This window comes from Geodermatophilus sp. SYSU D00710, assembly GCF_054050195.1.
Map to the genome: position 1 here is coordinate 58,899 of NZ_JBJGYX010000006.1, position 21,358 is coordinate 80,256.

General features: G+C 77.2%; 22 protein-coding genes. 15 read left to right on the forward strand and 7 right to left on the reverse strand.

Annotated features, from left to right (window positions below; translation table 11 throughout):
• Window positions 1-21 precede the first annotated feature (21 nt).
• The 5 genes from ACI78U_RS04310 to ACI78U_RS04330 all read left to right on the forward strand — a co-directional run bounded on the left by ACI78U_RS04310 (window position 22) and on the right by ACI78U_RS04330 (window position 4,627).
• On the forward strand, window positions 22-219 hold the full coding sequence (locus ACI78U_RS04310) for a hypothetical protein (protein WP_456874056.1): 198 nt from the start codon (window positions 22-24) through the stop codon (window positions 217-219).
• Complete coding sequence (locus ACI78U_RS04315) at window positions 216-2,639, forward strand: glycoside hydrolase family 65 protein (protein WP_456874057.1); 2,424 nt, start codon at window positions 216-218, stop codon at window positions 2,637-2,639. Before ACI78U_RS04310 ends, ACI78U_RS04315 begins: the two co-directional genes overlap by 4 nt.
• Window positions 2,640-2,870: 231 nt before the next feature.
• Complete coding sequence (locus ACI78U_RS04320; protein WP_456874058.1) at window positions 2,871-3,374, forward strand: hypothetical protein; 504 nt, start codon at window positions 2,871-2,873, stop codon at window positions 3,372-3,374.
• Between the two features lie 163 nt (window positions 3,375-3,537).
• Window positions 3,538-4,008 (forward strand): adenosine-specific kinase, encoded by a 471-nt coding sequence (locus tag ACI78U_RS04325; protein ID WP_456874059.1) that lies wholly within the window; start codon window positions 3,538-3,540, stop codon window positions 4,006-4,008.
• 154 nt (window positions 4,009-4,162) lie between these two features.
• Window positions 4,163-4,627 carry an Hsp20/alpha crystallin family protein gene (locus tag ACI78U_RS04330; RefSeq protein WP_456874060.1) on the forward strand — a complete coding sequence of 155 codons (465 nt, stop codon included), beginning with the start codon at window positions 4,163-4,165 and terminating at the stop codon, window positions 4,625-4,627.
• A gap of 26 nt (window positions 4,628-4,653) precedes the next feature.
• Here the strand turns inward: ACI78U_RS04330 and ACI78U_RS04335 are convergent, their stop codons facing one another.
• Window positions 4,654-5,448 (reverse strand): dienelactone hydrolase family protein, encoded by a 795-nt coding sequence (locus tag ACI78U_RS04335; protein ID WP_456874061.1) that lies wholly within the window; start codon window positions 5,446-5,448, stop codon window positions 4,654-4,656.
• A 230-nt stretch (window positions 5,449-5,678) separates the two neighbouring features.
• Here ACI78U_RS04335 and ACI78U_RS04340 point away from each other — a divergent pair, with 230 nt between their 5' ends.
• Window positions 5,679-5,894 carry a DUF1918 domain-containing protein gene (locus tag ACI78U_RS04340; RefSeq protein ID WP_456874062.1) on the forward strand — a complete coding sequence of 72 codons (216 nt, stop codon included), beginning with the start codon at window positions 5,679-5,681 and terminating at the stop codon, window positions 5,892-5,894.
• A 375-nt stretch (window positions 5,895-6,269) separates the two neighbouring features.
• Entirely contained in the window at window positions 6,270-7,490 is a 1,221-nt protein-coding gene (locus ACI78U_RS04345) for a hypothetical protein (protein ID WP_456874063.1), read from the forward strand.
• Here ACI78U_RS04345 and ACI78U_RS04350 read toward each other — a convergent pair.
• Complete coding sequence (locus ACI78U_RS04350) at window positions 7,436-8,212, reverse strand: AMIN-like domain-containing (lipo)protein (RefSeq protein WP_456874064.1); 777 nt, start codon at window positions 8,210-8,212, stop codon at window positions 7,436-7,438. The two genes, ACI78U_RS04345 and ACI78U_RS04350, sit on opposite strands and share 55 nt — an antisense overlap.
• Window positions 8,213-8,446: 234 nt before the next feature.
• Here ACI78U_RS04350 and ACI78U_RS04355 point away from each other — a divergent pair, with 234 nt between their 5' ends.
• Window positions 8,447-8,890 carry a DUF4383 domain-containing protein gene (locus ACI78U_RS04355; protein WP_456874065.1) on the forward strand — a complete coding sequence of 148 codons (444 nt, stop codon included), beginning with the start codon at window positions 8,447-8,449 and terminating at the stop codon, window positions 8,888-8,890.
• A 291-nt stretch (window positions 8,891-9,181) separates the two neighbouring features.
• Here the strand turns inward: ACI78U_RS04355 and ACI78U_RS04360 are convergent, their stop codons facing one another.
• The 3 genes from ACI78U_RS04360 to ACI78U_RS04370 are packed head-to-tail and all read right to left on the reverse strand — an operon-like array spanning window position 9,182 to window position 11,320.
• A complete protein-coding gene (locus ACI78U_RS04360) occupies window positions 9,182-9,850 on the reverse strand; it encodes a RibD family protein (RefSeq protein WP_456874066.1) in 669 nt (222 codons plus the stop codon).
• Entirely contained in the window at window positions 9,843-10,259 is a 417-nt protein-coding gene (locus ACI78U_RS04365) for a DUF302 domain-containing protein (protein WP_456874067.1), read from the reverse strand. The genes ACI78U_RS04360 and ACI78U_RS04365 overlap by 8 nt, the downstream gene beginning before the upstream one ends.
• A 26-nt stretch (window positions 10,260-10,285) precedes the next feature.
• A complete protein-coding gene (locus ACI78U_RS04370; protein ID WP_456874068.1) occupies window positions 10,286-11,320 on the reverse strand; it encodes a zinc-binding dehydrogenase in 1,035 nt (344 codons plus the stop codon).
• Window positions 11,321-11,553: 233 nt separating this feature from the next.
• Between ACI78U_RS04370 and ACI78U_RS04375 the strand changes: the two genes are divergently transcribed.
• From ACI78U_RS04375 to ACI78U_RS04400, 6 genes are all read left to right on the forward strand, one after another.
• On the forward strand, window positions 11,554-11,835 hold the full coding sequence (locus ACI78U_RS04375; protein ID WP_456874069.1) for a PLD nuclease N-terminal domain-containing protein: 282 nt from the start codon (window positions 11,554-11,556) through the stop codon (window positions 11,833-11,835).
• 75 nt (window positions 11,836-11,910) lie between these two features.
• Window positions 11,911-12,288 carry a hypothetical protein gene (locus tag ACI78U_RS04380; protein WP_456874070.1) on the forward strand — a complete coding sequence of 126 codons (378 nt, stop codon included), beginning with the start codon at window positions 11,911-11,913 and terminating at the stop codon, window positions 12,286-12,288.
• Between the two features lie 121 nt (window positions 12,289-12,409).
• Entirely contained in the window at window positions 12,410-12,769 is a 360-nt protein-coding gene (locus ACI78U_RS04385; RefSeq protein WP_456874071.1) for a spore germination protein GerW family protein, read from the forward strand.
• A 170-nt stretch (window positions 12,770-12,939) separates the two neighbouring features.
• Window positions 12,940-14,028: an Acg family FMN-binding oxidoreductase gene (locus ACI78U_RS04390; protein ID WP_456874072.1), complete on the forward strand. Its 1,089-nt coding sequence runs from the start codon at window positions 12,940-12,942 to the stop codon at window positions 14,026-14,028.
• On the forward strand, window positions 14,025-14,945 hold the full coding sequence (locus ACI78U_RS04395) for a universal stress protein (RefSeq protein WP_456874073.1): 921 nt from the start codon (window positions 14,025-14,027) through the stop codon (window positions 14,943-14,945). Before ACI78U_RS04390 ends, ACI78U_RS04395 begins: the two co-directional genes overlap by 4 nt.
• Window positions 14,942-15,847 carry a universal stress protein gene (locus ACI78U_RS04400; RefSeq protein WP_456874074.1) on the forward strand — a complete coding sequence of 302 codons (906 nt, stop codon included), beginning with the start codon at window positions 14,942-14,944 and terminating at the stop codon, window positions 15,845-15,847. Before ACI78U_RS04395 ends, ACI78U_RS04400 begins: the two co-directional genes overlap by 4 nt.
• 41 nt (window positions 15,848-15,888) lie before the next feature.
• On the opposite strand, the gene ACI78U_RS04405 is transcribed toward ACI78U_RS04400, so the two are convergent.
• Window positions 15,889-17,094: an AI-2E family transporter gene (locus ACI78U_RS04405; protein ID WP_456874075.1), complete on the reverse strand. Its 1,206-nt coding sequence runs from the start codon at window positions 17,092-17,094 to the stop codon at window positions 15,889-15,891.
• A 664-nt stretch (window positions 17,095-17,758) separates the two neighbouring features.
• Between ACI78U_RS04405 and ACI78U_RS04410 the strand changes: the two genes are divergently transcribed.
• Window positions 17,759-18,133 carry a hypothetical protein gene (locus tag ACI78U_RS04410; RefSeq protein ID WP_456874076.1) on the forward strand — a complete coding sequence of 125 codons (375 nt, stop codon included), beginning with the start codon at window positions 17,759-17,761 and terminating at the stop codon, window positions 18,131-18,133.
• Window positions 18,134-18,742: 609 nt separating this feature from the next.
• Here ACI78U_RS04410 and ACI78U_RS04415 read toward each other — a convergent pair.
• Window positions 18,743-21,187 carry a cation-translocating P-type ATPase gene (locus ACI78U_RS04415; protein ID WP_456874077.1) on the reverse strand — a complete coding sequence of 815 codons (2,445 nt, stop codon included), beginning with the start codon at window positions 21,185-21,187 and terminating at the stop codon, window positions 18,743-18,745.
• Between the last annotated feature and the right edge of the window lie 171 nt (window positions 21,188-21,358).

Below are 21,358 nucleotides of genomic sequence, written 5' to 3' on the forward strand. Positions count from 1 at the left end.
TCGGCCGAGCGGAGCGGTGCCGTGACGCCGGAGGACTTCTCCACGGGCTCCTCCGTGGGGGCGGCCGTGTACGGCCGGGTGCGTGCGCTCCTCCCGGACTGCGAGGTACGCGTGTCGCGCAGCTTGGAGGTGCACGACCCCGCCGAGGTCGACGACGAGGTCGCCGCGTGGCTGCGCGAGGCGGCGGCTCAGGCCGACGCCCCGGGAGTCCCCCGGTGACCGGCTGGCTGCTGCGCTACGAGGGCCTGGACCCGGCACGGGAGCCGCTCCGCGAGGCGCTGTGCACGCTGGGCAACGGCCGGTTCGCCACCCGCGGCGCGGCGCCCGAGGCGCGCGCCGGCGGCTGCCACTATCCAGGGACGTACGCGGCGGGGGTGTCCAACCGGCTGGTCGACGAGGTCGACGGGCGGCGCGTCGAGAACGAGAGCATCGTCAACCTGCCCGACTGGCAGTCCCTGACCCTGCGGATCGCCGACGGTCCCGACCTCGGACCGGAGGCCGGGACCGTGTCCGCCCACGTGCAGGAGCTGGACCTGCGCCGTGGCGTGCTCACCCGGCGCTACCGGGTCACCGACGGGCAGGGCCGGACCACCCGCGTGGCCCAGCGCCGGCTGGTGTCGATGGCCGACCCCTTCCTGGCCGCGCTGGACACCACGGTCGTGGCGGAGAACTGGGAGGGGCGGGTCGTCGTCCGGTCCGGACTCGACGGCCGGGTGGAGAACGCCGGCGTGGCTCGTTACCGGCACCTGAGCGGGCGGCACCTGGTGCCCCGGGAGGCCGCCGTGGACGACGACTGCGTGCTGCGGCTGACCACGGAGACGAGCGCGTCCCACGTCCGGGTCGGGCTGGCCGCCCGGCACCGGGTGCTCGTGGACGGCGAGCCGTGCGACGTCCCGGTCGTCCCCGTCGTCGACGGCGACGTCTATGCCGGCGCGGAGCTCGTCCTCGACGTCGTCCCCGGCCGGGTCGTGACCGTCGAGAAGGTCGTCGCGCTGTGCACCTCGCGGGACCGGGCGATCGACGAGCCGGGCGCCGCGGCACTGGACGCGGTCCGCCGCGCCCCCCGCTTCGACGAGGTGCTGGCCCGTCACGAGCAGGCCTGGCGGCGCCTGTGGGACCGGTGCGACGTCGTGATCGACGGGCCGCCGCACACCTCGCTGGTGCTGCGGCTGCACGTCTTCCACCTGCTGCAGACGGTCTCACCGCACAGCATCGACCTCGACGTGGGCATCCCCGCGCGGGGCCTGCACGGCGAGGCCTACCGCGGGCACGTCTTCTGGGACGAGCTGTTCGTGCTGCCCTTCCTCACCCTGCGGCTGCCCGAGGTCGCCCGCGCGATGCTGCTGTACCGCTGGCGCCGGCTGCCGGCCGCCCGTGCCGCCGCGGGGGCGGCCGGACGGCGCGGCGCGATGTTCCCCTGGCAGAGCGGCTCGACCGGCCGGGAGGAGTCGCAGACGCTGCACCTCAACCCGCGGTCGGGCCACTGGCTGCCCGACAACTCGGCGCTGCAGCGGCACATCGGACTGGCCGTCGCCTACAACACCTGGCGCTTCCACGAGGCGACCGGCGACACCGGCTTCCTCGACGCCCACGGCGCGGAGCTCCTCCTGGACGTCGCGGCGTTCTTCGCCGACCTCGCCACCTACGACCGCAGCGACGACCGCTACGACGTCTGCGGCGTGATGGGACCCGACGAGTACCACGACGCGCTGCCGTGGCGGGACCGGCCCGGGCTCGACGACAACGCCTACACCAACGTCATGACCGCCTGGACGCTGGCGCGGGCGCAGGACTGCCTCGCCCTCCTCGCGCCGCGGCGGCAGGCGGAGCTGCTCGACCAGCTGGGCCTGGGCCTGGCCGACCTCGAACGGTGGGAGCACGTCTCCCGGAAGCTGCGGCTGTGCTGGCACGACGACGGGGTGCTCAGCCAGTTCCGCGACTACGACCGGCTCGAGGAGTTCGACTGGGACGGCTACCGCCGCCGCTACGGCGACATCAGCCGGCTCGACCGGATCCTCGAGGCCGAGGGCGACTCGACCAACCGCTACAAGCTGTCCAAGCAGGCCGACGTCCTCATGCTGTTCCAGCTCCTGACGGCCGACGAGTTCTACGCGGTCCTGGACCGGCTCGGCTACCCCCACGACCGGCAGACCATCCCCCGCACCATCCGCTACTACCTCGACCGCACCTGCCACGGCTCGACGCTGTCGAAGGTGGTGCACGCGTGGGTGCTGGCGCGGGGGGACCGGCGCCGGGCGTGGGCCCACTGGCTGGAGGCGCTGGAGAGCGACGTCGCCGACGTGCAGGGCGGCACGACCGCCGAGGGGATCCACCTGGGGGCCATGGCCGGCACCGTGGACCTGCTGCAGCGGGCGTTCACCGGCCTGGAGACGCGGGGGGACGCGCTGGGGCTGGACCCGTACCTGCCGGACGCGCTCGCCGGCATGCGGTTCCGGCTGCGGTACCGGGACCACCCCGAGGTCGAGGTGGACATCACGCACGGCGAGGTCGTCGTCGGCGGTGACCTCCGGCGGGCGGCCGTGCTGCCGCTGCGGGTCCGCGACCAGGACCACCAGCTGGACCCGCGCGGCAGCCTCCGCGTGCCGCTGTCCCGGCGGCGCAACGGCCGCGGCACCTGAGCGCACCGTCGGTGCGCGGCGGTGAGACGGCCCACCGACCTCGCCGGGGCGACCGGAGGACCTTGGTCGGCGGCCCACCCCGGGACCAACGGAGGACCCTCGCGGGCCGCACGCCGGTGGTGTCCGGCCGTGTCGCCGCGCGACGGTGAGGCCGTGAGGCAACGGGAGGCCAGGTCGACGGCGCACCGTGGTGCAGGCGGTCGCGGTCACCGCCTGTGGCAGCGGGAGGCCGTGTCCACCGGCACGGCGCGGAGTGCGCGGCCGGCGCCGACCGAGGAGGAGTCCAGGCGCATCGCCGGCCTGGTGGGTCCGGCCCTGGTCGCGATCACCGCGTCCGAGGCGGTGAACCTCGACCTGGTCAGGCGCCAGCACCGAACCGACAGCTACCTCGACGGGTCCGTGGTCTTCGTCGCCGGGCTGGCCCTGGTCCGCGCCCACGGCCACTGGGTCCGGGGCTGGCCGGTCCTGATCACCCTGACCGGCTGGGCGGCCCTCCTCGGCGGCCTGGCCCGGATGTTCTCCCCGGGGGCGGAGGAGGGGGACGCCGGAGCCGGCGCGTACGCCGCGATCGCCGTCCCGTTCGCCGTCGGCGTCCACCTGACGGCGAGGGCGTACTGGCCGGCGGCCGGGGCGCCCCGCCACCCCCTCCGCTCGCTCGCCGGGCCGGCGGACCGTCCGGCGCGGCGCCCGGGCCTTCCGCCCCTGCTCCGGCCGTCGCGTCCGGCGGCACCGTGACGGTGACCGGGGGACGTGCGGAGGAGACGGCGATGACGTACCACGAGGTGCGCGGCAGGGACGCCGCGCTCCGCGACAGGACCGGCCGACCCGAGGCGGCGGGGTCCGCCGGGCCCGGCGCCGCGGAGCCGCAGCCACGACCGCTGCGGGCCTGGCCGTCCACGTGGTCTCCGTCGACAAGACCACGGACAGCGCGGTCGTCCTCGGTCAGGCGCACTTCGTCAAGACGGTGGAGGACCTGCACGAGGCCCTCGCCGGGGCGCATCCGGACCTCCGCTTCGGGCTGGCCTTCTGCGAGGCGTCGGGCGACCGTCTGGTCCGGCGCTCCGGCAACGCCGAGGACCTGGTCGAGGAGGCCACCGACAACGCGCTGCGCATCGGCGCGGGCCACTCCTTCGTGGTGCTGCTGCGCGGAGGCCACGCAGTCGACGTCCTCGACCGCATCAGGGCGGTGCCCGAGGTGTGCACGGTCTTCTGCGCAACCACGAACCCGGTCGAGGTGCTGGTCGCCGTCACGGGTCAGGGCCGCGGGGTCATCGGGGTCGTCGACGGATCTGCTCCCCTGGGCGTCGAGACCGACGCCGACGCCGCCGACCGGCACCGCCTCCTGCGGGACCTGGGCTACGAGCTCTGAGGACCCCGGGGACCGCGGCCCGGGGCGGGCACCCCGCGGCGCGCCGAGAGGGTGCAAGGGACCTCTCGCGCGGGACCTCTGCCCCTGCTCCGCACGACGCGGCCCTCGGCACGGTGGTGGGGTCCCATCCGGACCGCACCGAGGAGAGACCCTCATGACCACCCTGCAGGAACGCGACAGGCGCAGCCTCGAGTCGCCGTGGAGCCGGCTGGACCGCCTGTTCGACGAGTGGATGCGGACCATGCCGATGCGCCGACTGCTCGGCGAGGCACCCGGAGAGGAGATCATCCGCGTCGACGAGTACCGCGACGACGACACCCAGGTCATCCGCGCCGAGCTGCCCGGCATCGACCCGGACCGGGACGTCGAGCTCAGCGTCTCCGGCGGGATGCTGCGCATCAACGCCGAGCGCCGGGTCGAGGAGAGGACCGAGGAGAAGGGCCTGACCCGCCGCGAGATGCGCTACGGCAGCTTCACCCGCACCCTCCCCCTCGCCGAGGGCGCCACCGAGGACGACATCAGGGCGGAGTACAAGAACGGGGTCCTCGAGATCCGGGTCCCCGTGGCCCAGGCACAGGTCGAGTCCGAGCCGAGGAAGATCCCGGTCGCGCGCGGCTGAGCCGGTGACCCGATCGCCCGGGAGCGTCAGCTCCCGGGCGCTGCCGACGGCACGTCCCCGTCGGCTCCGTCCCCGCGCTCACCCGTCGGACCCGGAGCGCGGGAGAGGTGGTCGACGAACCAGTCCCGGGCCCGGTGCGCCGCGGTCTCGAGCGTGCCCGGCTCCTCGAACAGGTGCGTCGCGCCGGGCACGACGGCGAGCCGGTGCTCGCAGCGCAGCCGGCGCGCGGCCCGCGCGTTCAGCTCGAGCACGTCGACGTCGCGGCTCCCGACGAGGAGCAGGGTGGGCGCCCGGACCTCGCCCAGTCGCGGACCGGCCAGGTCGGGCCGCCCGCCCCTCGACACGACGGCGGCGACGTCGGCGCCGGGCTCCGCGGCCGCCCACAGCGCCGCCGCGGCCCCCGTGCTGGCGCCGAACAGGCCCAGCGGGAGCGACCGGGACCCCGGCTGCCGGCGCAGCCAGGCGAGGACCTGCAGCAGCCGGCCGGCGAGCAGGCCGATGTCGAAGACGGTGGCCCGGTGCGCCGCCTCGGCCGGGGTGAGCAGGTCGAACAGCAGGGTGGCCAGCCCCGCGCCCTGGAGGAGCCCAGCGACATACCCGTTCCGGGGGCTGTGCCGGCTGCTGCCGCTGCCGTGCACGAACACCACGACCCCGATCGGGCGGTCCGGGACGGTGAGCCGGCCGGCCAGCCGCACGGCCCCGGCGACCACCTCGACCTCCTCGCCCCCGTGCCGCAGCCCGGCCGCGGCCGGGTCTCCCCTGCGCGGGGCGCCCGGCGCCGGTGCCGTCCGGCTGGTCGTCTCGGGGCCCACCCTCGGCACCGCCTCTCGTCGGCCGTCCTCCGACGAGCGTGGGGGGACGCGGCCTCGGCGACCACGGGCCCACGTCCCGGGGCGAGCACGCGGACGACCCCGTCCTCCGGAGGACCGAGGTCCCTCCGGGACGGGCCGACCGGCCGTGGTCGGCGCCGCCCGCGGTGCCCACACTGACCTCCCGGGCGGCCCGCCCGCCCCGAGCGGCGGGCCGCCTGCGGCTCAGTGGGGAGGCAGCCGTGCGGGCGCAGGTGGGTGACTGGCTGATCGTGCACAGCCGCCGGGTGGACGACGGCGTCCGCGAGGGCCTGGTCCTCGAGGTCCCCCGAGCCGACGGCAGCCCGCCCTACCTGGTCCGCTGGCTCGACGACGAACGCACCAGCCTGGTGTACCCCGGGCCGGACGTGACCGTCCGCCCCGGGCGGGGGCACGCGGTCGAGGCCACGGTGGGCTGACCCGTCGCGGAGGGCCGCACGGCCGTCCGGCGGGGCGACCTCCGGCACTGTCCGCCGGTCGCGACCGGGCGGTCCGATGAGCCGGTGAACGCCGATGCCGGGACCGCGACCCGCTGGCCCGTGATCACCGGGGCCCGGGCCGCGACGGTGCCACCCGTCCCTCCACCACCGGCCCCGCCGCCGGTGCCCGCCCCGCCCCCCGAGCCGGCCCCTCCCCCGCAGCCGGTGCCTCCTCCGGAGCCCACACCCCCGCCGCAGCCCGCGCCGGTGCCAGAGCCGCTCCCGGTCCCGACGCCGCCGTTGACGCATCCCCCTGGCCGTCGAGCGGGGCGTGCGCCGCTCGCCGCTGGTCCCCGGGATCCGTGGACCGGCCGGGTGGACCCGAGGACGGCGTCACCGTGGACGGCGCTGCTCGGTGGGGACCCCCTCCCCTGGCTGCTCGCCTCGGACGACCCCGCGGCACGCTGGCTGACCCTCACCGCCGTGCTCGGCCGCCCACCGGCGGACCCGCGGGTGCGGGCCGCGCACGACGCGTCCCTCACCGACCCGGCGACGGGGGAGCTGCTGGACCGGTTGCCCGACTGGGAGGCCGGCGAGCAGTTCTCCGGGGACGACAACCCACGGTTCGCCCCCAACTGGCTGGTCCTGCTCGCCGACCGGGGCGTCGGCGCCGGCGACGACCCGCGCGTCGAGCACCTCCTCGACCGGATGCTGGCCCACCAGGAGGACAGCGGCCGGTTCCCCTCCTACACCGCCCTGCGCCGCGGTGAGCCCCCCGCGTGGGGTGCGCTGCTGTGCGACAGCCACGCCGTCACCGAGGTGCTGGTCCGGTTCGGGCGGGGCGAGGACCCCCGGGTCCACCGCGCCCTGGACCGGATGGGCCGGGACCTGACCGACACCCCGCAGGGGCGGGCCTGGCCGTGCCTGCCGCACTCGGCCACCGGCTGGCGCGGCCCGGGGCGCGTCCGCGACTGCTGCCCGATGGTGACGCTGCAGGCGCTGCGCACGTTCGGCCGGGTGCCGGCGCGGTTGCGTCCGCCGGGCCTGCTGGACGTCGCCCGGGTCCCGCTGCACGTCTGGCGGGTCCGCGGCGAGGAGCAGCCGCACGTGTTCGGGCACGGGCGCCGGTTCAAGGCCGGGACGTGGCCCCCGACCTGGTACGGCGCCCTGACCGTGCTCGACGCCCTCGCCGGGTACCCGGCCCTGTGGCGGGGCGTCCCGGCCGCCGACCCGGACCGGCGGGCGCTCGCCGAGCTGCTGGCCTGCCTGGTGGCCTACGCCGTCGGCGACGACGGCCGGGTCACCCCGCGGTCGGTCCACCGCGGGCTGGCGTTCCTGTCGGCCGGGCAGAAGCGGGAGCCCTCCGCGTTCGCCACCGCCCGCGTGCTCGCGACCCTGACCGTCTACGACGGGCTGGCCGCTGCCGCCGCCGCCGTGGACGTGACCGCCCTGACGAGCTCCCGGGGCGGCACCGGCACCGCCGTCCCGCCGCCTCCGGCACGCGAGCCACCCCGCCGCCCGGCACGGCCTCCAGGGGGCGGTCAGGAGGCGTCGGCCACCTCGAGGACGACCCGCGCCGGGTCCTCGAGCAGGTAGACCCGGAAGGGTGTCTCCGACGCGGTGCCGACCAGGGCCGCCGTGACGCCCTCGAAGGTCCCGTCGAAGAAGACCTCGGTCACCTGCTCGGTGTCGCGCGCGGACAGCCGCTGCGCCCCCGCGTACTCGTCGACCCCGGTGTCGGGCGGGTAGCCGACCCCGGTCACCGTCACCTGGAGCGTGGCGTCCCCCTCCAGGTCCACGGCCTCACCGCTGCCCTGCCGGGCCGGTTCGTCCGTGTACCGCACGTCCCAGCCCGGTGTCCCGGTGCCGTGGAACTCGAACACGACCCGGTCGAAGCCGTCGTGGCGGCCGATGCGGATCGCGGTGACGTTGCCGAAGGCATCGGCCGAGGCCTGCTGCGTGTCCGGCGCGGTGTCCGCCGGGAACGGCGGCTGCGGCGCGCCGCCCCCGTCGTCCTGCCCACCGTCGTCCTGCCCACCGTCGTCCTGCCCACCGTCGTCCTGCCCACCGTCGTCCTGCCCACCGTCGTCCTGCCCACCGTCGTCCTGCCCGCCGCCGTCCTGCCCGCCGCCGTCCCCGTCCGGCGAGGGGGACGACGAGGTGGGCGACGGCGCCGTCGTCGCCGTCGCACCGCCGTCGGACCCGGTTCCGTCCCCGTCGCCGCCGCAGCCGGCGAGCAGGCCCCCGAGGAGGAGCAGGACCGCAGGACCGCGGCCGCGTCGGAGACGGGCACCTCGGTCGAGCGCGCTGCGGGTCATGGCCGGCTCCTCTCCTCGGGCTCGGGCCGACGGTGACGGATCGGAACGCCTCCGGCCGCTGCCGGACGGCCCTGGGCTCCGGGCCGTCGGTCCCGCTGCCCGCGCGGACGGGACCTCCGGCACCGCCGCGCGGCGACCGAGGTCCCCGGCTCGCGGTGACCTGCTCCTCTGCCGCTCCAGCCCGGACGGCGGCGCACTGGGGTCCTCACCGCGGACGTCGTCGAGGAGGTCCCCATGTCCGCACGAGACCGCACCGTCGGCACCCCCGGGGCGTGGACGTGGCCGCAGGTCACCGCCCTCGTCGTCGGTGCCGTCTACACGATCTTCGGCATCGTCGGGTTCTTCGTGACCGGGTTCGAGGACTTCGCCGCCCACACCGGCGACGAACTCCTCGGCTTCGAGGTCAACCCGCTCCACAACCTGGTCCACCTCGCCATCGGGGTCGCCGGTCTCGCCCTCGCCCGCTCCCTCGCCCTCGCCCGCACCTACGGCTGGGCGCTCGCCGTCGGCTACGGGGCCGCTCTGGTCTACGGGCTGTTCGCCATCGGGGAGACGTGGGACTTCCTGGCCGTCAACGCCGCGGACAACTGGCTGCACGCCGTCAGCGCCGCCGTCGGTCTGGTCATCGCGCTCGGTCCGGTCCGGGCGGCCGTCGGCAGGCGGACGACGCGGGTCTGAGGCACCCGCCGGTCGCGAACACCGCTCCGGAGGGACCGAGGCAATGTGCGCCTTCGGTCCCTCGCGGCCGTGCTCGGGTGACCCCGCCGAGGCCCCGGCCTCGGTCGCGAGCCGGAGGACCGGGGGTCACAGGAACAACCGCTGCTCGACGCGCGCCGCGGCGAAGGACCCGGCGAAGGCCCGTCCCGGTCGGTGGGCGCCGACCGACAGCGGGAGGAGACGGGCGGGCCGGTGCCCTCACCGCGGTGGTGCTCGCGACCGGGCGGGCGCCGGACCCGCGGCCGGTGCCGGTCACCCGGCGGGCGCGGCGTCCTCGGCGGGCGGGAGCACGCGATACCGCAGCCACACCGGCCCGCCGTCCTCCTCGGGACCGCGGCACCCGGTGAGCTCCAACGGCACCCGGGGCAGCGGAGCCGCGCCGTGCCAGCGGGGACCGGCGCCGGCGAGGACGGGGTGGACCAGCAGGCTGACCTCGTCGACCAGACCGGCGGCCAGCAGCGCACCGGTCAGGCCGCCACCGCTGTCCACCCGCACCGTCCGCAGACCGCGGCGACCCAGCTCGGCCAGCGCCGCGGCCAGGTCGACGCGCTCCCCTCCGGTGACGAGCTCCTCGACACCGGGCGCGGCGCCCGGAGGGGGTCCACCGGCGCGCAGGGCGAGGACCCCGGACCAGTAGCCGGCCCGGGCGAGCGCCTGCCACGCCCCGACCCGCCGGCGGCCGTCGACCACCGCGAGCAGGGGCCCCTCGGGCGCCGGTCCCGGCTGCGGGGCCCGGGCCAGGTCCGCCTCCTGCGCGAGGACGGTGTCGGCGCCCGTCAGGGTGACGTCCTCGTGCCAGGTCCCGGCCAGGGCGTAGAAGCGCCCCACGTCGACCGGGAACCCGGTGGTGGCGCCGTCCAGCGACACCGCCACGTGGACCACCACGTGCGGGCGGCGCCCGGCGCGGACCGTCTCAGGCACCCGGTGCCGCGTCGGCGACCTCGCCGAGCGCGCTCGCGAGCCGGTCCCGTGCCTCGGCGGCGACGGGGGCCAGCGCGTCCCGGCCGGTCAGCCCGACCATGACGTCGGGGTCCATCGCCGAGACCCGGGTGGCGCCGTGCTCGTCGACCCGGACGACGACGTTGCAGGGCAGCAGCAGGCCGACGTCCGGCTCGGCCTCCAGCGCCCGGTGAGCCAGCGGCGGGTTGCAGGCGCCCAGGATCAGCTGCGGCGGCACCTCCACGCCGAGCTTCGTCCGCAGGGTCGCCGCGACGTCGATCTCGGTCAGCACGCCGAACCCCTGACCGGCCAGCGCGGCCCTGGTCCGCGTCAGCGCCTCGTCGAACGGGAGGTCGACCTCGACCGACATCCCGTACCCCGGGCCGTCCACGACCGGTTGCTCCTGCGCCGTCCCGCTCACCGGTGGACCGCGACCTTCAGCGCACCGGAGGCGACCGGGTCGGCGAACAGGTCGTAGGCCGCGGGCACCTCGTCGAAGCCGAAGCGGTGCGTGACGATGCGGCCGGCGTCGAGCTTCCCGGCCTGCAGCATCCGCAGCAGCATCGGCGTGGTGTTCGTGTCGACCAGGCCGGTGGTGATGGTGACGTCACGGATCCACAGGTCCTCGAGGTGCAGCGTCGTCGGCTTGCCGTGCACGCCGATGTTGGCCACCCGCCCGCCGGGCCGGACCACGTCCACGGCGAGGTCGAAGGTCGCCGGGAGGCCGACGGCCTCCATGCCGACGTCGGCGCCCAGCCCGCCGGTCAGCTCCCGCACGGTGCCGACGACGTCGTCGTCGGGCGAGAGGACGAGGTCGGCGCCGAGCTCGGTGGCCGCGGCCCGGCGCGACTCGACCGGGTCGACGACGACGATCCGCTGCGGGGTGTAGAAGCCGGCGGTCATGATCGCGGCCAGCCCGATCGGGCCCGCGCCCACGATGACCACGGTGTCCCCCGGCCGCACCCCGCCGTTGAGCGCGCCGACCTCGTAGGAGGTGGGCAGGATGTCGGCCAGCATCAGCGCCGCCTCGTCGGCGACCCCCTCGGGCAGCCGGTGCACCGAGCCGTCGGCGAACGGGATGCGTACCGCCTCGGCCTGCACGCCGTGGGTGGTGTGCCCGAGGATCCAGCCCGCGCTCCGGCACTGTCCGTACCGGGCCTCCCGGCAGTAGCGGCACCGGCCGCAGGCGGTGATGCACGAGACGAGCACCCGGTCGCCGGGACCGACGGTCCGCACCCCGGGACCCACCTCCGTGACGGTGCCGACCGCCTCGTGGCCGAGGATCGTCCCCGGGGCCACCTCGGGCACGTCGCCCTTGAGGATGTGCAGGTCGGTGCCGCAGATGGTGAAGCCGTCCACGCGCACGACGGCGTCCTCGGCGTCCTCGATGCGCGGATCGGGGACGACCTCCCACGACCGCTTGCCGGGACCGTGGTAGACGAGCGCCTGCATGACCTCTCCTCCCGCTGTCGGAGCGTCCAGTCCAGCGCGGCGGGACCACCGGACCGGAGGGCCGAACGTCCCGCGTGGCAGGGACGCACCGCCTGCTCGACGCGGCCCGCGGGCGCGCGGGACCGATGGCCCGGCCCGGCGGTGCTCTCCGACCCTCCACGCCGGGCACCCGCCGCCCGACCATCGACGGCGCGGGGCCCGCACGTGCCGCTCAGGTCCCGAGGAGGTCCGTCATGACGTCCACCGGCCGCAGCGCCCGAGCCCGCCGCCCGGCCACCGGCCCGGCGACGACGCGGTCCCGCCGACCGCGCCGCTGGGCCGACCTGAGCCCCCGCCGGAAGGGGGTGCTGCTGGCCCTGGGGTCGGTCCAGCTGTCGCTGGCCATCGCGGCCTGGACCGACCTCGCTCGCCGCCGCCCCGACCAGGTGCACGGCCGGAAGGCCGTCTGGGCGGCGGTCATCGCCGTCAACTGGGTCGGTCCCCTCGCCTGGTTCCGCTGGGGCCGGCGTCGCTGAGCGGCCGGCCGACGGCGCCGCCCGGACGGACACGCTCGAGGAGGAGCCGGACGGACACGCTCGAGGAGGAGCGCTGTGAGACCCACGTGGAGGGACGCCCTCGCCACCCTGCTGGTCACCGCGGCCGTCCTCGCCTACATCGCCCACCTGGTCGGCGACGACCTCCCGCTGCTGCGCGACGCACGGGGCACGGGGGCAGTGGTCCTGGTGCTCGGCGTCGCGGCGGCCCTGGTCCCCGGCCGGGCCGTCCGGCGGCCGCGGACGATCAACCGGGTCGCCCTGACGACGGGTGCGGCCGGACTGGTCCTCGGGATCGCCACCGTCTGGGTGGGCACCAGCGAGGAGCTGCTGTGGTTCACCGTGGCGTTCCTCGTGGTGACCTGGGGTCTCGGCGAGGTGGCTGCCCTCGACGCCTGGCCGCCCACCCGGCGGCAGACCCCGGCGGCCCCGTGACCCGCACCCGGTGACAGGGCCGTTGGCCCCTGCCCCTCCGGGCAGTGCGCCCGTGCCCGGACCCCGGCGCCCCGCCGAGACTCGACGGCCCAGCCCCGGACACCACGGTCGAGGAGGGCCCATGGACGTCGGTGCGATCGTCAACGGAGCACGGGACGCGATCACCGTGAAGCGGGTGTTCGCCGAGCCCTACGAGAAGGACGGCGTCACCGTGATCCCCGCCGCCAGCATCGGTGGAGGCGGTGGAGGCGGCGCCGGGCACGACGACTCCGGACAGGAGGGGCAGGGCGCGGGGTTCGGCCTGGGAGCCCGTCCGGCCGGGGTGTACGTGATCAGGAACGGGGAGGTGACCTGGCAGCCGGCGGTCGACGTCAACCGGCTGGGCACGATGGCCGGCCTGGTGCTCGTCGTGCTGCTGGTGACCCGGTCCCGCGTCCTCCGTGCGCAGGTGCGATCCCGCCGTCGTCGGCGCGGCACCTGACGCCCGTCCGGAGCAGTGCCTCACCGCCGGCCCCGACGGCGACGGGGCAGGTCGCCTCGTGGAGCCGACGAGCGGGGACGTTGGTCGCTGCCACGGGTGACCGCAGGCCCCGGGACGCGGCCCTCGGTCGGGACGACGCTCGGGGCACCACCGCCCGGAGGAGTCGCACCATGACCCGCCGCACCGCCGCCCCCAGGTCGCTGCCGCTGCTCGAGGCGGCCGCCGACGCCGCCGTCCTGGCGCCCTCGGTGCACAACACCCAGCCCTGGCGGATCCGGCTGCACCCCGACCGGCTGGAGGTCTCCGCCGACCGCTCCCGGCAGCTGACGACCCTCGACCCCGCCGGCCGCGCCCTGGCCCAGAGCGTCGGCGCCGCGCTGCTCAACGCCCGGGTCGCGCTGGCCGCCGCCGGCACCGCCGCCCGGGTCGACCGGCTGCCCAACCCCGCCGACCCCGGCCTGATGGCGGTGCTGCGCCCGGTCGCCGGCCCGCCCGACGCCGCCCTCGCCGCGCTCGCTCCGGCCGTGCGCCGGCGCCGCACCAACCGCCGCCGCTACGCCTCCGACCGGGTCCCCGACCAGGTGCTGCGCGTCCTGTCGGCCGCGGCAGCCGCGGAGGACACCGCCCTCGTCCCGGTGGCGCGCGAGGAGGACGCCCGGCTCCTCGCGAGGCTCCTCCAGGACGCCGACCGCATCCAGAACGCCGACCCCGCCTACCGCGCCGAGCTGCGCCGCTGGACCAACCGCGAGCCGGGCACCGGCGACGGCGTGCCCACCAGCGCCGTCCCGCACGTCGACGGACGCCAGCACGACCAGCTGCCCGTCCGCGACTTCGACACCGCCGGCGCCGGGGAGCTGCCCGCCGACACCGGCTCGGGCACCGAGCAGACGCTGGTCGTCCTGGCGACGCACCGCGACGACCCGCCGGCCTGGCTGCGCTGCGGAGAGGCCCTCGAGCGGGTGCTGCTGGAGCTCACCGCCCGCGGCTGGGTCGCCGGACCGCTCACCCAGGCCGTCGAGGTGCCGGCCACGCGGAGCCGGCTGCGCGCGCAGCTCACCCCTGACGCCCACCCGCAGTCGGTGCTGCGCATCGGCCGGGCACCGGCCACCTCGCCGACCCCCCGCCGTCCCCGCGGCACGGTGGTGGAGAACAGCGCCTCCCCCGCCGAGCGCCCGGTCCGCCGATGGCCGAGCCGCCCCGGCTGGCCCGGGCAGGCCCGTCCCGTCCCCGACGGCCGCGGGGGGACGACGTGGGTGTGACCGCCGTCCGGCCTCCGGTCGTGGCCGGGGTCGACGGCGGCCCCGCCACGCGGCACGTGGCGCGGGCCGCCGCCGACCGCGCGCACCGCGAGCTGCTCCCGCTGGAGCTGGTGACCGCGGTCGAGGGTGCGCACGACGCCGGACGCGCGCACGACGGTCCCTGGCAGCGGGCGCTGGCCCACCTCGACGCGCTGCGCCGGGACCTCGCCGAGTACGTGCCCACGACCCCCGTCCGGACGATCGTGCGGGCCGGGCCCGCGGCGGAGGTGCTGCGCGAGGAGTCCACCGGCGCGGCCCTGCTCGTGGTCGGCCGTGGCGGTGTCCCCGGGGTGCTCGGCCCCGTCGTCCGGGAGCTGCTGCGCACCGCTCGCTGTCCGCTGCTGCTGGTCCCGCGGCAGGCGGCCGGGGGCGGCGACGTGGTGGCCGGTGTCGACGGCACCGACGGTACGACCTCGGTGCTCGCCGCGGCGGCCCTCGAGGCCGGCACGCGGGGCGCTCCGCTGCGGATGGTCCACACGTGGGGCCGGCGCGCCGGCGTGGCCGACCCGTCGTCACCGGCAGCCGTCGTCCCGCCCGTCGCCGAGGCCGTGGTCGACGCCGAGCGACGGTTCGTCGAGGACCGGGCCGGACGCGTCCGGGGTGGGTGGCCCACGGTCCCCGTCACCGTCGACGTGCGCGCGGGCGACCCCGCGTCGGTGCTGGTCGACCTGTCCCGCGGCGCCGGACTGGTCGTCCTCGGCCGGGCGGGTGACGCCTCCGGCCGCGCCGTGGTCGACGCCGTCGCCACCGGCGCCCGGTGCCCGGTCCTCCTCGTCCCGCCGGCGGGACGGCGCCCCGCCGGTCCCGCGGCGGGGATCCCCGCACCGCGTGACCGTCCTGTCCCGGCGCCACGGCGCCCGACCCCGGGGCGGACGTGACCGGGCCGGGACGGGAGCGGGTCGTCGTCGCGGGCATCGACGGGTCCGCGGCCGCGCGGGAGGTCACCGCGACCGCCGTGGGCGAGGCGGTCCGGCGCGGCTGTGCGCTGCACCTGGTGCACGCGCTGTCCTGGCCCACCACCGTAGCGCCGGTGGGTGGGGCCCGGGCGGCGGACGTGCCGGAGCTCGGCTCCCTCCTGCACGCCGCCGGGGAGGCCGCGCTGCGGACGGCCGCGGGGGACGCCGCGGACGTGCTCGGGCAGGACCGGGTCAGCTGGGCGGTGGAGTCCGGCGATCCGGCGACCGCCGTCGTCGAGGCCGCCCGCGACGCCGAGGTCCTGGTCCTCGGCAGCCGGGGCGCCGGCGGGGTCACCGGCCTGGTCCTGGGCTCCACCGTGTCCGAGGTCCTCCTCGGCCCGCCGTGCCCGGTGCTGCTGGTGCCGGATCCGTCCGGGGCGGTCGTCCGGCCCCGGTCCACCGTCGTCGCGGCGGTCCAGGGCCGGCCCGGCGACGACGCCGTCCTGGCGTTCGCCCTCACCGAGGCCGCGACGCGCCGCACCGACCTGCTGGCCGTGCACGCCTGGCAGGACGTGGCCCTCGAGACCGCGGTGCTCTCGGTCGAGCCCCGGGTGGACTGGGCCGGCGCCCTCGCCGACGAGCAGCGCGTGCTCTCCGAGGCGCTGGCCGGCCGGCGGGACGAGGCGCCCGACGTGACGATCCGCGAGGCCGTCGTCCGCGAGCGTCCGGCTCGCGCCCTGCTGGCGGCCGGGCTCACCGCCCAGCTGCTCGTCCTGGGCGCCCGCCGGCACCGCGGACTCGCCCGCCTGGGCTCCACCACGCACGCGGTCGTCCACCGCGCCACCTGCCCGGTCGCGGTCGTCCCGGTCGACCACGCCCGGTGACCGGCTCGCCAGGTCCCGCGCTGTCGTGCACCACGGCCGGCTCACCGCGGCTGGCGGAGCAACCCCCGCCACCGCCGACGGGCGGCGGGGCCCGGCTCCCCCGGGCCGTCGTCGGCGACGAGCTCGTAACGGTGCCCGTAGGTGTCGATCACCGCCTGGAACGCAGCGACGACCGGGATGGCGACCAGCGCGCCCATGCCCCCCAGCAGGCTCGCGCCGACGATGACCGAGCCGAGGGCGACCGCCGGGTGCACGTGCACCGTGCGCGCGGTGATCCTCGGTCCCACCAGGTAGTTCTCCACCTGCTGGTACGCGGCGCCGAACACCACGACCCACAGCGCGTCCGACGGCTGGCCGGCGAGTGCCACGACGGCGGGCAGGCCGATCGCGAGGTAGGTCCCCACGGTGGGGATGAACTGCGACACCAGCCCGGTCCAGAGCGCGAGCGGCAGCCAGAACGGGACCCCCAGGAGCAGCAGGAAGACGGCCGTGACGAACGCGCTGAGCAGGGCGAGCAGCAACCGGGAGAACACGTACCCGCCGGTCTTCTCCACCGCGATGTCCCAGACGGTCGCGATGACCCGCTGCTGCCGGGGCGGGAACCGGCGGGAGACGGTGTCCCGCAGGGCGGGTGCCTCGGCGGACATGTAGTAGGCGAACAGCAGGAACGTCAGCGCCTGGAAGACCGCCCCGATCACCGAGGTCACGAACCCGACGACGCCGGGCGTGAGGTCCTGCACGACCTGCTGGACCCGCTCGGGGGTGAGCTGGAGGGAGTCGACGACGTCGTCGGCCTGCAGCGTGGTGCCGAACGTCCGGTTGACCGCCTCCACCACGTCGCTGACGACCTCGGGCAGCGAGCTCACCAGACCCGCGAGCTGGTCGACCAGCAGGGTGCCGAAGGCGGCCACCAGGCCAATCCCGAGGAGCACCACGCCCAGCATGACCAGGCCGGTGGCGGCCCCGCGGCGCAGCCCCCGCCGGGTCAGCGCGTGCACGGCCGGCTCGATGCTGATCGAGAACATCCAGGCGAGGAACACCAGACCGAGGAAGCCACGCAGGTGGGTGAACGCCCAGCCCGCCACCTGGTAGGCGGCGACGGCGAGCAGCGCCAGCAGCAGGACGCGGCGCAGCCAGGGCGGCTCGGCACCCCAGCGGCCCGGGCCGTCGCCGTCGGGGACCGGCGGGGACGGGACGGCCTCCGTCTCCCGCCCGTCCGCCGCGTCTGGCACGTCGCTCGCCGGCACGTCGGCACGGTAGAGCGACACGCGACCCCGCAGGCGTGCCGGAGGTCCGGGACGTCCGGGCCGGAGTACCCCGGTGGCCACGCCTCGCGGCCTGCCGGTGACGGTCGCCGGCGTGCCCTCCGAGACGAGGAGCGCCGGTGCGAGCGGACACAGCCGGGACGACCCGGACGTCCCCGACCGGACCCACTCCCGGCTGGAGCGGCACCTGCAGGGGACCTCACCTGCGGAGGGGGCGGTCGCGGTCACCGGACCGCCCGACACTCCCCACGGCGCCCTGACCACCCCGGGTGCCCCGACGGCCGGTTCCGCCGCCCCCACCCGGATGGGCGGCCGGTTCTCCGCACCGCTGCCCGGAGAACCGGCGCGTCCGTGGTCGCCCCCGCGGACCGACGACACGGCGACCGGCAGGGTCACCTCGGGGTAGGACCACCCGAACATCGGGCGGCCGGTCGGGACCGTTCAGGTGTCCAAGGTCCCGGATCGTCCGGGCGCAGGTCACACGTCACGCCGTCTACGGCGAGACCGCGCTCCCGGCAGGGGTCCAGGTCCTGGCACCCCGTGTGCCGAGCCGCCCTGCGGGCGGAGCCCGGCGGCGACCTCCGGCCCCGCGACCGAGGACGTCGGGCCCTCACCGCCGCCTGCCGGCGGGCGCCACCGTCACGGCATGGACGACGTCCGTTCCCCTCTCCCGGTCGGTCACACCACTGCCGACGCCCGGTCGACGGCCTGGCGGGTGGTCCACGGGCAGGGGTCCGTCGCGGCGCGCTCGGCTGACGGCGGGGTCGCCGAGGCGGTCCTCCGCGACGACGAGGACGCCGTGCGCGTCGAGGTGCGCGCATCCCGGCCGCTGCCCGCCCGGACGGCGGCCGCGCTGGTCACCGAGCTGTTCTCCGAGCCGGCGTTCCGTCGTGCCTGCCCCGTGCTGCTCGCCCTGCCCGCCGCGCACCACGAGGTGGTGACAGAGGTCCGCCGCCGTCTCTGTGACGTCGACGCCCATGTCGCCGGCGCGACCTGCCTGCTGAGCGGCCGGATCGGCTGAGCCGAGCCGCCGACGAGGACCCCCACCGGGTCCGGGGTGGTGCGCCGCGACGGGCAGCGACCACCGGCGGTCCTCGGTGACGATCCGCAGGGTCACCGCCTCGGAGGTGGCCAGAGCCCGGTCCGAGCTGTCCGTGTCCGCTACGTGTGTGACGCCGCCACGGCGTGGTCCCGGGACTCAGGCCATGCCGCCGCCACCCGGGGGACCGAAGGCGCCCGGCGGCACGTCCCACGGCCGGCTCTGCCGACCACAGCGGCGGCACACCCGGCGATCCGGGCCCTCGTAGCGCTCGTCCGGTGGGTGTCGGCGGACCCAGTCGTGGATCCCGACCAGGCAGCGCAGGGACCGTCGTCCCCGCTGAGTCGTCATGGTGCGGTCCTCCCAGGCAGCTCGGGCACCTCGGACCTGACGTCCACCAGCAGCGTCGCCGGACGGCGCAGCAGGCCGGTCACGCCGGCGTCACCGCGGTCACCGGCGCTCCCGGGGTGCTCGGTGCGACGTCGGCTGTCGCCGCCGGTGCGGACGGTGCGCCCGATGCTGGGGCTCCGGCGCCGCCGCGCGGAACGGCCCGAGGACCCGGACCGGAGGGGCCGAGGTCCCCGGTCGTCGTCAGGTGGCCCGTCCCCGCAGCCGTCCCCGCAGGAGCAGGGATGCGAGGGCCGGCGGGAACGCGGCGACGAGAGCGCTGGCCAGCTCGGCCACGCCCAGCGCCTCGGTGCGCAGGAGGTCCTGCAGCGGTGGCGCGTACACGGCCGCCGCGAGCAGGGCGGCGCTGCCCAGCACGGCGACCGGCAGCCAGCGACCCGCGCCGCCCGTCCGCCAGGCCCCGGCCGGGCGCACCGCCAGCGCGACGGCCAGCTGCCCGGCGGTCAGGGTGACGAACAGCTGGGTCTGCCAGGGGCCGCCTTGGGCACGGGCGACGACGGCGACCAGCAGGCAGCTCGCGGCCACCACCGCCCCCACGACCAGGACCTGGACGGCGAGGGCACGGTCGAGCACCCCGGCCGACGGCCGGCGCGGCGCGCGGTCGAGCACGTCAGGAGCCGCCGGTTCACCGCCCATGGCGACCCCGACCGGGCCGTGGGTGAGCAGGTTGACCCACAGCACCTGCGCCGGCAGCAGCGGCAGCGCGAGCCCGGCGAAGGGGCCGAGGAGCATGACGAGCACCTCCCCCAGCCCGCCGGCCAGCCCGAACCCGACGAAGCGCCGCACGTTGTCGAACACCCGTCGGCCCTCCGCGACCGCCGCCGTCACGGTGGCCAGGCTGTCGTCGGCGAGGACGAGGTCGGCGGCCTGCTTGGCCACCTCGGTGCCCCGCCGGCCCATGGCCACCCCGATGTCGGCCGCCCGCAGCGCCGGTGCGTCGTTGACGCCGTCACCGGTCATGGCCACCACGTGGCCCTCGGCCTGCCAGGCGGTGACGTGCCGCAGCTTGCCCTCGGGTTCGACCCGGGCGAGCACCGCGTCCTCGACGGGATGGGCGTCGTCGACCAGGCCGACGGCCCGGGCCACTGCCTCCGCGGTGCCGGCGTGGTCCCCCGTGACCAGCACCGGGCGGATGCCCGCACGGTGGCAGGACGCGATCGCGGCCGCGGCCTCGGGCCGGAGGGGATCGGCCAGGGCGACCAGCCCCAGGAGGACGCCGTCCCGGGCGACCGCCAGCAGCCGGGCGCCCTCCGATGCCCAGGAGGTGGCCACCTCGTGCGCCGCCGCCGCGCCGGGCAGGCCGGGCAGCACCGCCTCCGGCGCTCCCTTGACCACCACCGTCGTGCGACCGGCGGGAGCGCGGTGCGTCGTGGCCATCCGCCGGGTGACCGCGTCGAAGGGCTCCTCGGCCACCCTCGGCCATGCCGCGCGGACGGCGGCGACGTCCACCCCGGCGGCGACCGCGGCCCGGACGAGGGCGGTCTCGGTGTCGGCGGTCCCGGCCGCGCCCGCGGCGCCGGCGCCGGACGGGTCGGCGTCGTTGCACAGCACGGCTGCCTCGAGGAGCACGCGGACCGACGCCGGCAGGGGGCCGCCGGGCAGCCGGGAGACGCCGTCGGCCGGGGTCCACACCCGCTCGGCCACCATCGCCCCGGCGGTGAGGGTGCCGGTCTTGTCGGTGGCCAGCAGCGTGACCGAGCCGAGGGTCTCCACCGCGGGCAGCGACCGCACGACCGCTCCCCGCCGGCTCATCCGGGTCGCCCCTCCGGCCAGCGCGAGCGCGACGACGGCGGGCAGCGACTCGGGGACCGCGGCCACGGCCAGCGCGACGGCCGCGACGACGGTGGTGTCCCAGGGCTGGCCGCGCAGCAGTCCCGAGGCGACGAACAGCAGACAGGCGACGGCCACCGCCAGCGAGATCTGCCGGCCCAGCCGGGCCAGCCGACGCTGCAGCGGGGTGAGCGGCGACCGGCGCCCGACCAGCGCGGCCACCCGGCCGACCGCGCTCGCCGTCCCGGTCGCGACGACGACGGCCTCCCCGGTGCCGCGGACGACGGTGGTGCCGGCGTGCACCATCCCCGACCGGTCACCCAGCGGGGCGTCGGCGGGCGAGACGGTGTCCGCGGTCCGGTCCACCGGCAGCGACTCGCCGGTGAGCGTCGACTCGTCGACCTGCAGCCGGGTGCTCCGGAGCAGGCGGGCGTCGGCGCCGACGACGTCGCCGGCGGTCAGCCGCAGCACGTCCCCGCGCACGAGGTCCCGGGTGGGCACCCACACGTCGCGCCCAGCCCGCACCACGCGGGCCGACGGTGCGACGAGCTGCGACAGCGCGGCCACCGCTCGCAGCGCCCGTCGCTCCTGCACCACGCCGAGGGTGGTGTTGACGACCACGACCAGCCCGATGACGAGCGTGTCGACGAGGTCGCCGGTCGCCGCGGTGAGCACCGCGGCGGCGAGCAGGACCAGGATGAGCGTGTCCCGCAGTTCCGCGACGACCGAGCGCAGCAGGGACACCGGCGGGTCGGTGGCCACCTCGTTGGGACCGTCGACGGCGAGCCGGGCCGCAGCCTCGGCGTCGGCCAGGCCGGTCGAGGAGTCGACGCCCGCCCGCGCGAGGACCTCCGCCACCGGCAGGGTCCACGGCTCGGGCCCGTCCCAGCCCGACCCGGTACCAGGGGGCCGACCGTGGGCGGGGGCAGCCACCGGCAGTGTCGAGGTCCTCACCTGGGGAGCGTCCGCGCGGCTGCTGAGGGCCCCCAGGGCCGGAGGTCCCGGGACGGCTGCCGCACGTCCCAGTGC